We start from the raw sequence: 15250 nt of genomic DNA on the forward strand, positions 1-15250 counted from the left end.
ATCCCTTCGGCTCGGTGGCTAACTCAGTAGTTCGGACAGTTGCTTCGCGGCCGTGACGACCGCGTCTTTCCCGCGCATCACGACGTCTTCCCGGTGCGAGATGAGGTTGATGCAGGTCGGCGGCGATGGCGGGGGGCGACGGACCGGCACCGCCAAACCGTAGGTGTTCGGTTCGATCTCGCCGTACGTCGTTACCCAACCGCGTTCGCGGGTCTGGGTCACCAGGTCCCGCTCGCCGGGGCGCGGCGGCATGCTCGCGAGCAGAGCGATTCCGGCGGCGCCGCGGTCCAACGGGTAGCGGCTGCCCTCGTGGAAGGACAGCTGGTAGGCGACCAGGCTGGGCACGATCACCGCGATCGCCACCTGCCGGTCACCTTCGGCGATGAGTAGCGACACCGTGGTGCCCAGATCGTCGGCCAGCGCGCGCAGGATCGGCAGACTGACTTGGCGCACGTTGCGATCGAACGATGCGCCGAGAACGGCAAGCCCGGATGCGGGCCGGTAGCGCCCGTCTTCCCCCTTGGCCACCAACCGGAACTCGGCCAGCGTGGAGAGCAGCCGATAGGCGATGGTGCGATGCACGCCGACCTGGTCGGCGAGCTGCTGCACAGTGAGCCCGCTCGGGGATTCCGCCACCATCTGCAGCGCGGCCAATCCCCGGGCAAGTGTCTGGGAACCCGTTCCCGAACCGGTCACAGCCTTGACAGACCCCCATGTGGGGGCGTAGCTCTATATATAACGCACATTAGCGTGCGATATTAGCACAAGATGTCGGCGAAGAAGAGACCAAATATTTCCGGGTTTTCCGGGCTACAGGTGTGAGAGGGACCGTGGCGGAATTCGAAAGCATTTGGAGCGATCTCCAGGGTGTTGCGTTTTCGCAGGGCTATCTCCACGCCGGTGGAGTGCGGACCCGCTATCTGCGCGCCGGTGACTCCGGCAAGCCCGTGTTGGTATTCCTGCACGGCTCCGGCGGCCATGCCGAGGCCTACGTCCGGAACCTAGCGGCGCACGCGGAGCACTTCTGGACCTGGTCCATCGACATGCTGGGGCACGGCTACACCGACAAGCCGGGGCACCCGCTGGAAGTCGGCCACTACGTCGACCACTTGATGGCCGTGCTGAGCGCCATCGGGGTGGATCGGGCCTGCGTGAGCGGTGAGTCGCTGGGTGGCTGGGTGGCCGCCCGCGCCGCCATCGACCATCCGGACGCGGTTGAGCGGCTGGTGCTGAACACCGCCGGCGGCTCCCAGGCCGATCCGGTGGTGATGAAGCGGATCATCACGCTTTCCATGGCGGCCGCCGAGGACCCGACGTGGGAGACCGTTCAGGCGCGGATCAAGTGGCTGATGGCCGACAAGTCCAAGGATTACGACGACCTGGTCGCCAGTCGGCAGCGGGTTTATCGTCAACCGGGCTTCGTCGACGCCATGCGGGACATCATGGCGCTGCAGGATCCAGAGATCCGCGCCCGCAACATCATCGGGCCGGACGGCTACGGCTCGATCACCGCGCCGACGCTGGTGTTGTGGACCAGTGACGACCCGACGGCCGACGTGGCCGAGGGTCGCCGGATGGCGTCGATGATTCCCAACGCGCGGTTCGAAGTCATGCCCGGTTGTGGCCATTGGCCCCAGTACGAGGACGCCAAGACCTTCAACCGCCTCCATCTCGACTTCTTGCTGGGGCGGTGATGGTCGCCGCGGAGCCGGAGGCGCCCGGGGCGGGCGTCGACGTTCTCGTCGTCGGCGCCGGCCCCGTGGGCTTGACGTTGGCCAACATCCTTGGTCTGCAAGGCGTGCGCACCCTGGTGGTCGATGAGCGCGACTCGCTGATCGACTACCCACGCGGGGTCGGGCTGGACGATGAGGCGCTGCGCGCCTTTCAGTCGATCGGCCTGGTGGACCGCGTGCTGCCGCACACCGTGCCCAACCAGATCTTGCGTTTCGTCGATGCCAAGCGCCGGGTATTGGCCGAGATGGCGCCTGCCCAAGCACTTTTTGGATGGCCGAGGCGCAACGGCTTCGTGCAACCGCTCGTCGACGCCGAACTGCTGCGCGGCCTGGACAGATTCCCCCACGTCGAGGTGCATTGGAAACGACCGATGACGGCGTGCCTGCGGGACGACGACGCGGTCACCGTGGAGTTCGGCGGCGAGAACGAAACACCAAGCGTGCGAGCGCGTTACGTCGTCGGCTGCGATGGCGGGCGCAGCACCACCCGGCGCATGATGGGCGTGTCCTTCGACGGGACGACATCGTCGACGCGCTGGCTGGTCGTCGACGTCGCCAACGATCCGCTCGGCCATCCCAACAGCGAGGTGGGCGCCGATCCCGAACGCCCCTATGCCTCCATCTCGATCGCGCACGGAATACGGCGCTTCGAGTTCATGATTCACGGCCACGAGACCGACGAACAGGCCGAGGATCCCGAGTTTCTGCGGCAGATGCTGGCGCGGATGGTGCCTCACCCCGACCGGGTCGATGTGATCCGGCGCCGCGTCTACACCCATCATTCGCGGATCGCCGGCGCGTTCCGTGACGGGCGGCTGCTGTTGGCCGGAGACGCCGCCCACCTGATGCCGGTGTGGCAGGGCCAGGGTTACAACAGCGGAATCCGCGACGCGTTCAATCTTGGCTGGAAGCTGGCGGCGGTGGTGCGCGGCCTGGCCGACGACAAGCTGTTGGACAGCTACGACGTCGAGCGTCGCAAGCACGCGCGGGCGATGATCGACCTTTCCACCATGGTCGGACGGGCCATTTCGCCGACCAACCGTCGGGTGGCCGGCGCGCGCGACCTGCTGGTGCGGTCGGCGTCGGTGGTGCCCACCCTCAAGCGGTACGTGCTGGAGATGCGATTCAAGCCGATGCCGCGCTACGAGCAGGGCGCGGTCGTACACGCGGCAGACCGTGGAAAGCCGGGGCGCACCGACTCGCCGGTGGGCACCCTGTTCATCCAGCCGCGGGTCGATACCCGTAGCCGGCAAGACATGCTGCTCGACGACGTGTTGGGTAACTGGTTCTCCGTGGTGTGCTGGAACAACAACCCGCGCGCAATCCTCGGCGACGTGGCGTTCAAGAGGTGGGAAGCGTTGGGAGCGCGGTTCTTCGCGCTGCGTCCGGTGACCCAGTTGCACTGGGAAGGGCATGACGACCCTGACGTCGTGATCGTGGGCGACCGCAACGGCGGACTCAAGTCGTGGTTCGACACCCATGAGGAATCGGTGCTGTTCCTGCGGCCGGACAGATGCATCGCGGGCGCCTGCATCGCTCAGCGGGCGCCTGAGTTGAGCGCCGCGCTCCTTGACGCGCTGACCCTCACGCCGGGAGGGGGTGATCGCCAAAGTGGTACTGGCTCTGTGCTGTATGTCGCACAGCCCGCTGCTGAATCTTCCGGGACCGTCGCAGGACCTGCTTGACGAGATCGAGGGGGCGATCGCCCAGGCGCGACAGTTCGTGCAGAACTTCCAGCCCGACCTCGTCGTGGCCTTCTCCCCGGATCACTACAACGGGTTCTTCTACCGGGCGATGCCACCGTTCTGTATTGGTACCCACGCCAACGGAGTCGGTGATTACGGCACCTATGCCGGCCCGCTCGACGTTCCCGATGATCTCGCGAACGAGTGCGCCGAGGCGGTGCTGGACGCGGGCATCGACGTGGCGGTGTCGGTCAGCATGGACGTGGACCATGGCACCGTCCAACCGCTCGAAAAGCTCTTCGGCGACGCCACCGCCCGTCCGGTCATACCGATCTTCGTCAACGCGGTTGCGGCCCCGCTGGGGCCGCTGCACCGTTGCCGCGCGCTCGGCGCCGCGGTCGGGAGTTACCTGGCGGGCCTGGACAAGCGGGTCCTGGTGTTGGGCTCCGGCGGGCTTTCCCATAGTCCTCCGGTGCCGACACTGGCGACCGCGCCTCCGCCGGTACTCGAGCGCATCGTGCACGGGCAGCCGATGACCCCGGAGCAGCGGCAAGCTCGGCAAGCGGCGGTGATCGACGCGGCCAGGAGCTTCGCAGTCGGCGAGAGTGCGCTCCAACCGCTCAATCCGGCGTGGGACCATCGGTTCCTCGAAATCATCGACAGCGGCCTGCTTTCCGAGTTCGACCAGTGGTCGAACTCGTACGTGGGCCACGAGGGCGGCAGCTCCGCGCACGAGATCAGGACGTGGGTGGCGGCATTCGCGGCCCTGGCGGCCGCGGGGCCGTACCGGACCACCATGCGCTATTACAAACCGGCCCCGGACCTGATTGCCGGCTTCGCTATCAGGACGGCAGTGCCGGCATGACCGCTGAGTTTCCGGCATCGGAAGGCTTCGACCACGTGGTTGACGTGCTCGTCGTGGGCTCGGGCGGCGGTGGTATGACCGCGGCTCTGACCGCGAACGCCGCCGGACTGGACGCGTTGGTGGTGGAGAAGTCCTCGCATTTCGGTGGCTCCACCGCTCTGTCGGGCGGCGGCATCTGGGTTCCCGGCGCCCCGGCTCAGCGCAGGGCGGGTTACACCCTGCCTCCGGAAGGGGTCGTCGGCTACCTGCGGCAGGTCACCGAAGGCCTGGTCAGCGAGGCGCGGATACGGCAGTATGTCGACACCGCGCCGCAGATGCTGGAGTTCCTCGAGAACCTTTCGGGTTGGTTCGAATTCGTCTGGAAGCCCGGCTATGCCGATTACTATCCGGAGTTGCCCGGCGGCTCCGAACAGGGCAGCACGATCAACGTCCCGCCCATCGACCTGCGGAAGCTGGGTCCCGACGAGCAGACGCTGCTCCAGCCGCTGGCACTCGCCCCCAAGGGAATATGGCTGGGCCCCAAGGAGCTTCGGACCTTCTATCGGATCAGGCAGTCCTGGGCGGGCAAAGGCGTTCTGCTGAAGCTGGTTTCACGAATGGTCAGGGCCAGGGTGTTCGGTGAGCGCATGGCGGCGATCGGGCAGTCGCTGGCCGCCCGGCTCAGGCTGGCGATGCGGGAACGCGGCATCCCGCTGTGGCTGGACTCGCCGATGGTGGAGTTGGTCACCGACCCCGGTGGGGCGGTGACCGGTGCGGTGCTGAAACGAGACGGCGTGACGCAGCGGGTCGGTGCGCGACTCGGCGTCATCCTGGCTTCCGGCGGCTTCGACCACGACCTCGCCTGGCGCAAGGAGCAGCTGCCGGTCATCGAGCAGGATTGGAGCTTCGGCAATCCGGCCGCGATGGGCGACGGCATCCGCGCCGGTGAGAAGGTGGGCGCCGCAACGGAGCTGCTCGACGAGGCCTGGTGGTTCCCGGCGATCCAGTGGCCGGACGGTCGGATGCAGTTCATGCTCAACGAGCGGATGATGCCCGCGCAGTTCATCGTCAACGGCGAGGGGAAACGCTTCATCAACGAGGCGGCGCCCTACATGGACTTCGGTCACGCCATGATCGACGGCCAGAAGTCGGGAGTGACGCACATTCCGTGCTGGCTCATCACCGATCACCGGTCGTGGAATCGTTATGTCATCGGCGGCCATCTGCCGATTCCGAAAATCCCCGGCGCACCCGTGCCGACCGGGCGTAAGGTTCCCGCCGCCTGGCTGGAATCGGGCGTGGTCAAAGCGGCGCATTCGTGGGACGAAATGGCGGCAAAGATAGGAGTACCGGCACGTCAACTATCCGAGACGGCAAGCCGCTTCAACGAACTCGCCCGCAAGGGACACGACGACGACTTCAATCGCGGCGACAGCGTCTACGACAACTACTACGGCGACCCGACCTTGCCCAACCCAAATCTGTACCCACTCGGTAAGCCCCCGTACTACGCGTTCCGGGTCGTCCTCGGCGATCTCGGGACGTCGGGTGGCCTCAGCGTCGACGAATACGCCCGGGTACTGCGAAGCGACGGCACCGTCGTGCGCGGGTTGTATGCGGTGGGCAACACCTCGGCCCCAGTCATGGGCCGCAGCTATGCCGGCGCTGGGGCGACCATCGGCCCGGCCATGACGTTCGGCTACGTAGCGGCCAAACACCTTGCGGCCCAAGCAGATAAACGGACCCCTTAACTCTCACCGGAGGTAAATATGAAAATTTCACTGTTCTACGAGTTCCCGCTGCCGCGGCCCTGGGCGCCCGACGACGAGCGGCAGTTGTTCCAGGACGGCATGGACGAGATCGAGGCCGCCGACAAGGCCGGGTTCTCGACAGTCTGGCTCACCGAGCACCACTTCCTGGAGGAATACTGTCATTCCACCGCGCCGGAGATCATCTTGGCCGCTGCCAGCCAGCGGACCAAGAACATCCGGTTGGGATTCGGCATCATGCACCTGTTGCCATCGGTCAACCACGCCGCTCGGGCGGCCGAACGAGTCGCCACCATCGACCTGCTCTCCAACGGGCGCGTCGAGTTCGGCACGGGAGAAGGGTCCTCCATCAGTGAGCTCGGCGGATTCGAAGTCGACCCCGCCGACAAGCGCGCCCAGTGGGAAGAGTCCCTCGAGGTGGCGATCCGATGCATGACCGAAGAGCCGTTCACCGGCTTCAAGGGTGAGTACTACGACATGCCGCCGCGCAACGTTGTTCCCAAGCCGCTGCAAAAGCCGCATCCCCCCGTCTGGGTCGCTTGCACGCGGCCGGCGAGCGTGCAGATGGCCGCCGAGAAGTGCATCGGTGCATTGAGTTTCGCCTATACCGGTCCCGGGCCGCTTACCGAGCGGGTCAACGGTTACTACAAGGAATTCGAAGAGAGCGGTGTCCCGGTCACGCCGCAGATCAACCCGAACATCCTCGCCGTGGGCGGCGACCTGTCGATGATGGTCGCCAGGACGGACGAGGAGGCAGTCCGGCGCCTCGGAAAGGGTGGCGGATTCTTCTCGTTCGGCATCATGCACTACTACTTGACCGGGGAACACACCCCGGGCCGGACGGGTGTGTGGAAGCGTTACCTCGGCGAGGTGGAGAACGACCCGACGCTGGCCTACGGCCCCGGACGCGGAGCCATCGGGTCCCCGGCGACCGTCCGTGAATTTCTGCGTGGCTACGAAGAGAGCGGCGTCGACGAGCTCATCCTGCTGCTCAACCCGCGCAGCCACGAGGGCACCATGGAGTCCATCGAACTGATGGGCAAGGAGGTGCTGCCCGAGTTCATCGAGCGTGACGCGAAGGCGGTGGCCGACAAGGCCAAGCGGCTCGAGCCGGTCATCGAGAAGGTCGAGGCGCGCCGGCCGGAGTCGACCGCACCGAAGTTCGACGAGAGCTACTCGTACGGCGGCCTGCCCACCGGCCGCAACAAGTTCACCGCGACCGAAATCCCGGAAGCCATGGCGGAGATGAACCAGGGTCGGGTGGAGGCGGCGCGGCGAATGAAGGAGCAGAAAAAGTGACCGGCGGACATCCATAGACCTTTGGAAAACGTGTCGGGAGGACTGGATCAACTGTGGGGTTACGCTGGTCGCCGCGCGGTGGTGACCGGCTGCGCCTCCGGCATCGGCGAACAAGCGGTGCGGCAGCTCACTGAACTGGGTGCCGAGGTGGTCGGCCTCGACAAACGCCGACCCCCTCTGGAGCTCAACGAGTTTCACGAGGTCGATCTCGCCGACTGCCAGTCGATCGACGGTGCCGTGGCGTCCATAGGTGGGCCGGTCGACGCACTATTCAACGTCGCCGGCGTCTCGTCGGGCATCGGGGACCCGCCGCTGGTCGTCACCATCAACTTCCTGGGCACCCGGCACTTCACCGAGGCGCTGATCCCCAAGATGGCCCCGGGCTCTGCGATCGTGAGTGTGTCGTCACTGGCGGCAGCCGGCTACCGCGACCATCTGCGCTCGGTCGCCCCGTTGCTGCGCACCACCTCGATGTCCGAAGGAATCGATTGGTGCCGTGACCACCCCGATCAGCTGGCCGGCGGCGGGTATCAACTGTCAAAGGAAGCGATCATTCTGTACACGATGCAGAGCGCTACCCGCCTCGGCGCGCGCGGCATCCGGATCAACTGCACCGGGCCGGGAGTCACGGAGACGCCGATCCTGGACCAGTTGCGGACAAAATATGGGCAAAGCTACCTCGACGACATACCCAAACCGTTGGGGCGGGTCTCCGACCCCGCTGAGCAGGCTTCGGTGCTGCTATTCCTGAACAGCCGTGCGGCCAGCTATATTTCGGGACAGGTCGTCTGGGTCGACGGTGGGAATGTCGGTGCCGCAATTGCACTGGAGCTCGAGGAAGGAGCGCCGTGACCGACTTGACTGATTTCCGGCGGGTCGCGCGTGACGTCTCGAATTGGGGACGGTGGGGGGACGACGACGAGCTCGGCACGCTGAATTTCATCACCGCGGACAAGGTCGCCCAGGCCGCGAGTCTGGTCAGACACGGCAAGGTGTTCCCGCTCGGCGTCGACTTCGGCGCCTCGGGTCCGCAGGGTGCGTTCGAGTTCCGGCACAACCCGGTCCACATCATGACGGTCGACGGCGGCGACGTGAACACGCTGGCCAAGTACGGGCCCAGCTGGCCGCGCAACCCGTTGGCCCAGCAGCTGAGTGGCTACATGACGGCCGACAACCCGTTTCGGTTCAACGACGACATCATCATCATGCCGTTGCAGGCGGCAAGCCAGTGGGATGCGCTGTCCCACGTCTACTACGACGATCATCTCTACAACGGCTTCGCGGCGGATTCGGTGACCAGCATGGGCGCCTACCACTGCGGCATCGACAAGGTCGACGTCAAGGGCATCACGTCCCGCGGTGTGCTGCTGGACTTGGTTCGCCATCGAGGGGTGGAGGTCTTCCTCGAAGCCGGCAACCCGATCTCGCCGGAAGAACTCGACGACGTGGTTCGCGCCCAGGGCGTGACGATTGGGCGCGGCGACATCGTGCTCATCCGGACCGGTTGGTGGACAAGGTTTCTCATGACCGGCAACAAGACGGAAGGCTACTCCGGGCTGGACTGGCGATGCGCCCAGTGGCTGCACGATCACGAGATCGCGGCCGTCGCCGCCGACAACCTCCAGGTCGAAGACCTGGTGTCGGGGATCGATGGCATCACCTTCCCCCTGCACCTGCTCTGCCTGCGCGACATGGGGATGATCTTCGGCGAATACTGGGATCTCACCGCCTTAGCCGAGGATTGCGCCGCCGACGGCGTCTACGAGTTCCAGCTCGTCGCCCCGCCCCTGCGGGTGGTCGGCGCCGTGGGCTCTCCGGTCAACCCGATCGCGATCAAGTGATGGACTTCCAACGCAAGACCATGCTGGTGGACGGCCTGACCACCGGCTATCTGGAAGCGGGCGAGGGCGATCCGGTGGTGCTGCTGCACGGCGGTGAGTTCGGCGCCAGCGCCGAACTGGGCTGGGAACACAACATCACGGCGCTCGCCGAGCGATACCGAGTGCTGGCGCCCGACCAGCTGGGCTTCGGACAGTCGGCGAAGGTCATCGACTTCGTCGACGGGCGCGGGATGCGGATCCGCCACGTGGCGCGGTTCTGCGAGCTGCTCGGCGTCGGCTCGGCCCACTTCGTGGGCAACTCGATGGGGGCCATCAATCTGCTCACCGATGCCACCTCGGAAGCACCGCGGTTGCCTGTCCGCAGCCTGGCGATCATCTGCGGGGGCGGAGAGATTCAGCAGAACAAGCACTTCGAGTCACTGCAGGAATACGACGCGACGCTCCCGGCCATGCGCGGCATCGTTGAAGCGCTGTTCCACGATCCGGCCTATCCCGACGATGAGGAATACGTGGGCCGACGCTTCGAGTCGAGCACCGCGCCAGGAGCGTGGGAGGCGGTGGCCGCGGCCCGTTTCCGTCGCCCAGGCTCGACACGGCCCCCGGCCCCGTCGAGTGCGCGAGCTTACCAGCGCATCACCGTGCCGACGCTGGTCGTGGAGGGAGGGGACGACAAGCTGCTGCCGGCCGGCTGGGCCGCCGAGATAGCCAAGGCGATCGACGGCGCGCGGTCGGTCGTGGTCGACAAGGCCGGCCACTGCCCACAGATCGAACAGCCGGCAACGGTGAACAAATTGCTGCTCGACTTCCTGGCCGGGAACGCCTAGAACACGTAATCCAGCCGGGTCTGCATCCCGGCCTCTTGATGATAGGTGTTGTGGCAATGCAACATCCACGAACCCGGATTGTCGGCCACCAGCACGGCGAGCAGCTTCTGCCTGGGCAGCACCATGAGAGTGTCCTTGCGGGGACCGGGGCTGCCGTCGGCCTTGATCAGCTGGAACGTGTGGCCGTGCAGGTGCATCGGGTGATACATCATCGTGGGGTTGTCGAACGTGATGGTCGGCCGCTCACCCTGTCGGACGTGCAACGGTTCGGCGTCGCTGTAAGCCTTTCCGTTGATCGTCCAGTTGTACTGCGTCATGTCGCCGCCCAGGACGACTGGGAGGTCCAGGCCGGGCTGCGGCCGGCCCAGGTTGACGGGCGTTGTCGCGGTGAACATCTCGACCGTGCCCACCCGCCGGTCGAGTTCGGCCGGGTGAAAACCCGGGTCGGGTGCGCTGCCCGCCCCGGTGGACAGCAGCGTACGCGCCAGGGCGTTCTTCCCTTCGGCGAGCGCGACCAGTGGGAAAACACCGTCGGCTGCGGTCACGATGACGTCGTAGCGCTCGGCCATGCCGACGAGCAGGGCGTCGACCTGGACCGGCACCACGGGATAGCCGTCGGTATGGGTGACCGTCATCGTGTGGCCGGCCAGCGCGACGCGAAATGTGGTGTCGGAACCGGCGTTGATGAAGCGGATCCGGATGCGTTGTCCAGGCTTGGCGTTGAAGGTCATGGGCGCGGCGGGAATTCGGCCGTTGATCAGATAGTAGGGGTAAGCGATATCGCCGGCGTCGCCGCCGAGCAGATCGCTTCTGCCTACACTTGCGCCGGACATCGCGGCCGTCGGGCTTGTCGAGGTGGGCTGGCTGGTCGAGGTTGCCGAGGTCTCACTCGACGACGTCGTCGTCGGCGTCTCACTGGTCGTGGTGGTCGTGGTGGTGGTCGCGGTCGTCGTGGTCGCGGGAGTGCTTGGTGGGGCGGACTTGTTCGGGCTGGTCAGTTCGGTGTACAGCTGCTGCGGTGACTTCCCGACGCCGTCGGTCCAATCATCAAGGACCACAATCCATTCGGCGTCGTAGTTGCCTTCGGTCGGGTCGTCGACGATCACCGGCAGGTACAGGCCCGTGTCGGCGTCGAGCCCGCCGGTGTGCGGGTGGGCCCAGTAGGTGCCGGCATTCGGAACGGAGAAGCGGTAGGTGAAGTCCTGCCCGGCGGCGACGTTCGGGGTGGCGGGCGCGGCACCGTCCATGTCGTTGCGCAGCGCGATGCCGTGCCAATGCACCGACGTCGGGTGGTCCAGCCGGTTCGACACCGTCACCACCAGCTCGTCGCCGATCCTGGCCCGGATCGGCGAGCCCGGAATGGTGTTGCCGTAGGCCAGCGTGCGGACGACCGGTCCGCCCAGGTCGACCTGGACCTGCTGGGCGGTCAGGCCGGCGGTGACGGTGCGGCCACTGTGCGGCCGGGCGGCCTCGGCCGCGGCGATGGCGGCGGCCAGCCGAGCGTCGCCGGACGGCGGCGGCTTTGACTGACTGCACGCTGCCAGTGCGAATCCGCCGGCGATGCCGGCGGCCATGAATCCGCGCCTGGTGAGCCGAGCGCCGGGGACGGTGGCCTCGCCCGTGGGAAGCACAGACATCACCGCTCCTCGTCGTCGTCGATCTCTGGCGTCCTATACGCTGCTCGGCCGCGGGGCTCAGCGCAACCACCTACGCGGTTCATGTCGAGATTGCCGCCAGGGTCGTGCCGTCGATGGAGACCGCAACCCTCACGGCAATCTCGGGTTGTCGGCTTCGGACTATCCGCCGTTGGGCGCGTGGGAAGCCATCCAGTCGCTGAACGTGGTGGGGTAGACAAGCACGTCTTCGCCATCGATGGGAACGATGCTGCGATCGTCGAGCACCGCACCGTAATAGCGGGCGTCGTTGTCAGTGATCACCTGGCGGTCATCGCCGGTCGCGGCGAACCGCGTCCGGATGAAGTCGTCCATACCTGCCTTTTCTGGGCCGGCGATGTTGATCACCCCGTTTACCGGGTCCCCGCAAGCCGCACGGGTGACAGCGGTGGCGACGTCCGCAGCGGCGATGGGCTGGAACGCGCCATGCGGGGCACGGACCGCTGCGCCGTCGACCATCGAATCGGCAATCCCGTCAACGAATTCGAAGAACTGAGTAGCCCGCACGATCGAATACGGGAATCCCGATTCCACGATCTCTCTTTCCTGAGCGATTTTCGCCCGCATGTAGCCGCTTTCGGCCGCCCGGTCGGCCCCCACGATCGAGAGCGCGACGTGGTGCCGCGCCCCGGCGGCCCGCTCCGCGTCGAGGAGGTTGCGGGTGGACGTGGTGAAGAAGTTGAGGACATCGTCGTCGGCCCAGGATGGCGAGTTGGAGACGTCCACAACGGTATCGACGCCACCGAGAGCACCGGCGAGGCCTTCTCCGGTGATGGTGTTCACTCCCGTACTCGGCGAGGCCGGGATGGCCTCGTGTCCCAGCTCGGTGAGCTGGGAGACAACCTGCGATCCGATCAGTCCGCTGCCCCCGACGACCAGAACCTTCATGAGCATTCCTCCCGAGCTTCCCGATGAACTGGCCCTCTCAGCATGGCGTGTGTGCCGGACCAGCGGAACCCTCGAGCGGCAGCGATGCACATCGGGCGCTTAAATCAACTGCTTGACTTAATGGTTGCCACCCCGATTAACTCGTCGGGTGGTCAACGAATTGGACGGCAAGGTTGCCATCGTCACCGGCGGGGCCTCCGGCATCGGTCGCGGCATAGCGGAACGGTTTGTGGCCGAGGGTTCGCGGGTCGTCATCGCCGACGTCGAGACGGCCAGGGGGGAGGAACTGGCCGCCACGCTCGGCTCCGCCGCGCTGTTCCGGCGGACCGATGTCTCCGATCCCGAACAGGTCGCGGCGCTGGTCGCCGCCACCGTCGAGCAGTTCGGTGGCCTGCACGTCATGGTGAACAACGCCGGAATTTCGAGCCCGCTGCGCCGACTGCTCGACGACGATCTGGCCGACTTCCACCGGGTGATGGGCGTCAACGTCCTGGGAGTGATGGCCGGCACCCGGGATGCCGCCAGGCACATGGCTGAGAGCGGTGGTGGATCGATCATCAACCTGACATCGATCGGCGGGATCCAGGCCGGCGGCGGGGTGATGATCTACCGGGCCTCGAAGGCGGCGGTCATCCAGTTCACCAAGTCCGCGGCAATTGAGCTGGCGCGCCACGAGATTCGGGTCAACGCGATAGCGCCGGGCAGCATACCGACGCCGATCCTGGCTTCGTCGGCGGTCGACGTGGACCCGGCCGAGCTGGCGCGGTTCGAGGCGCGGATTCGCCAGGGGATGCGCGACGACCGGCCACTGAAGCGGGAGGGCACGCCCGACGACGTCGCCGAGGCGGCGCTGTACTTCGCCACCGATCGGTCCCGCTATGTCACCGGCGCGGTGCTGCCGGTCGACGGGGGGACCTCCGCCGGCAAGGTGATCCGCTCGCGCAACAGCGGGTGAGGTTTCGCGTCAGGGCCCTTCGGCGGGATGTCCGGCGTGGGTTTCCAGCCGTAGCTTGGCCAGGGCCTGCGCGCGCGTGAGGTCTTCGGTGCCGGCGCTTTCCGCGATCACGCTGTGGGAATGCGTCAGCACGCTCAGCACCGCCTCGCTGGGAAGGTCGGGGAACTGGCGCGCCAGCCCTTCGGCCGCGCTCCTCAACTCGAACAGTTTGGGATACGCGCGGTCCGCGGGGGTGGGCGGCACCACGCGGGTGACGTCCTGGGCGTGTTGCAGCACGCCGACCGTCTTCTTGCCTTCTTTGATCGGCGAATTCATCGGTGTCCACACCTTGTAGATGAATTCGCCCGGATTCTGCGGGTCGGGAAGGTCGTAGCGCTGTACGCCCAGCCAATGCCGGACCCCGCGGCGAAGGACGAACTCCAACGACGCCGAGACGTTGGCCACGCCGTCCGCTTCCGGATCGGCCGGGTTGTCCGGGAAGGCGTCGAACAGCGGGCGGCCGAGCAAGCTTTCCCGCGGGTGCCCCGACGCCCGTTCGCCGGCCACGTTAACCGCACGGATCCGCCAGTCGGCATCGGTCACTAGGTACGGCGCCCACTTCGATTGGAACCACGCGGATTCCTCGATCGCCGAGACCCGGTTGGCTGACAACATCACTACCCCTACCGGTCCTTCATTGCCCTGACACCACCACCACGCTCCCCGGTGCGCAAGAAGCCATCGTGCTCCGCGGGGCCGGCCCCGGGCGAGGGACCTTTGTCACCCGCGCCCCGGCCAAGTGGCACCGAAAGGATGGCCGGAGCAAACGACCAGCCGAGTTTAAATCAATCGCTTGACTTAATCGATCGGCCACGGTTGACTAGCCGGGTGACTACCATCGGCCGGACCGTTCGCACCGAACGGGCCAGCTCCACCCAGGAAGCGATCTTGGTTGCGGCCGAGCGGCTATACGCCGAGCACGGCATGTTCGCGGTGTCGAACCGGCAGGTGAGTGAGGCCGCGGGCCAGGGCAATAACGCCGCGGTCGGCTACCACTTCGGTACCAAGGCCGACCTGGTGCGAGCGATCGAACACAAGCACCGCAGGCCGGTCGAGCAACTTCGCGAGCAGATGGTGGCCGAGCTGCACGAATCGGGTGGTTCCACCGAGATGAGGGATTGGGTGGCCTGTCTGGTGCGTCCCCTCACCGATCACCTGGAGGAGCTCGGCAATCCCACCTGGTACGCGCGTTTCGCCGCGCAGGCGATGACCGATCCCGCGTACTACAACATCATCGTCAAGGGCGCTTTGAGCTCGCCCTCCTTGGTTCAGGTCGTCGAGGGCATCAACCGCTGCCTGCCGGACCTGCCGGCCGAGGTGCATTTCGAGCGAAACATCATGGCCCGCAACCTGTTGATGCACACCTGCGCCGACCGGGAGCGTGCGCTTGCCGCGGGCACCTCGCCGCCTCAACGGTCCTGGCGGGCCGCCGCATCGGGTCTCATCGACGCGATCGTGGGCCTGTGGCTGGCGCCCGTGACGCCGTACGAGTGAAAGGTCTGCGGATGAAAGTCACTGTCGACCAAGACGTCTGCGCTTCGTCGGGAAACTGCGTGCTGAATGCCCCCGAGCTGTTCGACCAGCGCGACGACGATGGCGTCGTCGTTCTGCTCAACCCCAATCCGTCGGCCGAGCAGGCCGAGGGTGCGCGGCGGGCGGCCGCGGCGTGCCCCGCGCTGGCCATTCACATCGAGGAATGA

General features: G+C 66.4%; 14 protein-coding genes and 1 pseudogene. 11 read left to right on the forward strand and 4 right to left on the reverse strand.

Translation table 11 applies throughout. The features are described 5' to 3' along the window. Positions 1–18: 18 nt before the first annotated feature. Complete coding sequence (locus C1737_RS23125) at positions 19–696, reverse strand: IclR family transcriptional regulator (RefSeq protein WP_102419555.1); 678 nt, start codon at positions 694–696, stop codon at positions 19–21. Between the two features lie 134 nt (positions 697–830). On the opposite strand from C1737_RS23125, the gene C1737_RS23130 reads away from it, so the two are divergent. The 8 genes and pseudogenes from C1737_RS23130 to C1737_RS23165 all read left to right on the forward strand — a co-directional run bounded on the left by C1737_RS23130 (position 831) and on the right by C1737_RS23165 (position 9995). Continuing rightward, a complete protein-coding gene (locus tag C1737_RS23130) occupies positions 831–1694 on the forward strand; it encodes an alpha/beta fold hydrolase (protein ID WP_102419556.1) in 864 nt (287 codons plus the stop codon). Next, a complete protein-coding gene (locus C1737_RS23135; protein ID WP_102419557.1) occupies positions 1694–3418 on the forward strand; it encodes a bifunctional 3-(3-hydroxy-phenyl)propionate/3-hydroxycinnamic acid hydroxylase in 1725 nt (574 codons plus the stop codon). The genes C1737_RS23130 and C1737_RS23135 overlap by 1 nt, the downstream gene beginning before the upstream one ends. Beyond that, entirely contained in the window at positions 3366–4283 is a 918-nt protein-coding gene (locus C1737_RS23140) for a 3-carboxyethylcatechol 2,3-dioxygenase (protein WP_102419558.1), read from the forward strand. Before C1737_RS23135 ends, C1737_RS23140 begins: the two co-directional genes overlap by 53 nt. Continuing rightward, positions 4280–6029: pseudogene (locus C1737_RS23145) on the forward strand (FAD-binding protein). The gene C1737_RS23140 and the pseudogene C1737_RS23145 overlap by 4 nt, the downstream one beginning before the upstream one ends. Before the next feature lie 2 nt (positions 6030–6031). Continuing rightward, positions 6032–7330, forward strand: a complete 1299-nt coding sequence (locus tag C1737_RS23150) for an LLM class flavin-dependent oxidoreductase (RefSeq protein WP_068091686.1) — start codon at positions 6032–6034, stop codon at positions 7328–7330. 30 nt (positions 7331–7360) lie between these two features. Beyond that, the gene (locus tag C1737_RS23155; RefSeq protein ID WP_102420087.1) at positions 7361–8182 is read left to right on the forward strand and encodes a coniferyl-alcohol dehydrogenase; all 822 of its coding nucleotides are present in this window, start codon (positions 7361–7363) and stop codon (positions 8180–8182) included. Then, positions 8179–9171, forward strand: a complete 993-nt coding sequence (locus tag C1737_RS23160) for a cyclase family protein (protein ID WP_102419560.1) — start codon at positions 8179–8181, stop codon at positions 9169–9171. Before C1737_RS23155 ends, C1737_RS23160 begins: the two co-directional genes overlap by 4 nt. After that, a complete protein-coding gene (locus C1737_RS23165) occupies positions 9171–9995 on the forward strand; it encodes an alpha/beta fold hydrolase (protein WP_102419561.1) in 825 nt (274 codons plus the stop codon). Before C1737_RS23160 ends, C1737_RS23165 begins: the two co-directional genes overlap by 1 nt. Here C1737_RS23165 and C1737_RS23170 read toward each other — a convergent pair. Both C1737_RS23170 and C1737_RS23175 read right to left on the reverse strand, forming a co-directional pair. After that, positions 9992–11632, reverse strand: a complete 1641-nt coding sequence (locus tag C1737_RS23170) for a multicopper oxidase family protein (protein WP_102419562.1) — start codon at positions 11630–11632, stop codon at positions 9992–9994. The genes C1737_RS23165 and C1737_RS23170 overlap by 4 nt on opposite strands. Positions 11633–11791: 159 nt before the next feature. Further along, entirely contained in the window at positions 11792–12556 is a 765-nt protein-coding gene (locus tag C1737_RS23175) for an SDR family oxidoreductase (protein ID WP_102420088.1), read from the reverse strand. 148 nt (positions 12557–12704) lie between these two features. Here C1737_RS23175 and C1737_RS23180 point away from each other — a divergent pair, with 148 nt between their 5' ends. Continuing rightward, on the forward strand, positions 12705–13511 hold the full coding sequence (locus C1737_RS23180; protein WP_102419563.1) for an SDR family NAD(P)-dependent oxidoreductase: 807 nt from the start codon (positions 12705–12707) through the stop codon (positions 13509–13511). Between the two features lie 9 nt (positions 13512–13520). Here C1737_RS23180 and C1737_RS23185 read toward each other — a convergent pair whose 3' ends face one another. Then, positions 13521–14165, reverse strand: a complete 645-nt coding sequence (locus C1737_RS23185) for a PAS domain-containing protein (RefSeq protein ID WP_102419564.1) — start codon at positions 14163–14165, stop codon at positions 13521–13523. A 213-nt stretch (positions 14166–14378) separates the two neighbouring features. Between C1737_RS23185 and C1737_RS23190 the strand changes: the two genes are divergently transcribed. Together C1737_RS23190 and C1737_RS23195 are read left to right on the forward strand one after the other, a co-directional pair. Further along, complete coding sequence (locus C1737_RS23190) at positions 14379–15044, forward strand: TetR family transcriptional regulator (RefSeq protein ID WP_102419565.1); 666 nt, start codon at positions 14379–14381, stop codon at positions 15042–15044. A gap of 11 nt (positions 15045–15055) precedes the next feature. Continuing rightward, positions 15056–15250, forward strand: coding sequence for a ferredoxin (locus tag C1737_RS23195; RefSeq protein ID WP_068091857.1), 195 nt, complete (start codon positions 15056–15058; stop codon positions 15248–15250).

Source organism: Mycobacterium sp. 4858 (assembly GCF_900240975.1).
Lineage (GTDB): Bacteria > Actinomycetota > Actinomycetes > Mycobacteriales > Mycobacteriaceae > Mycobacterium.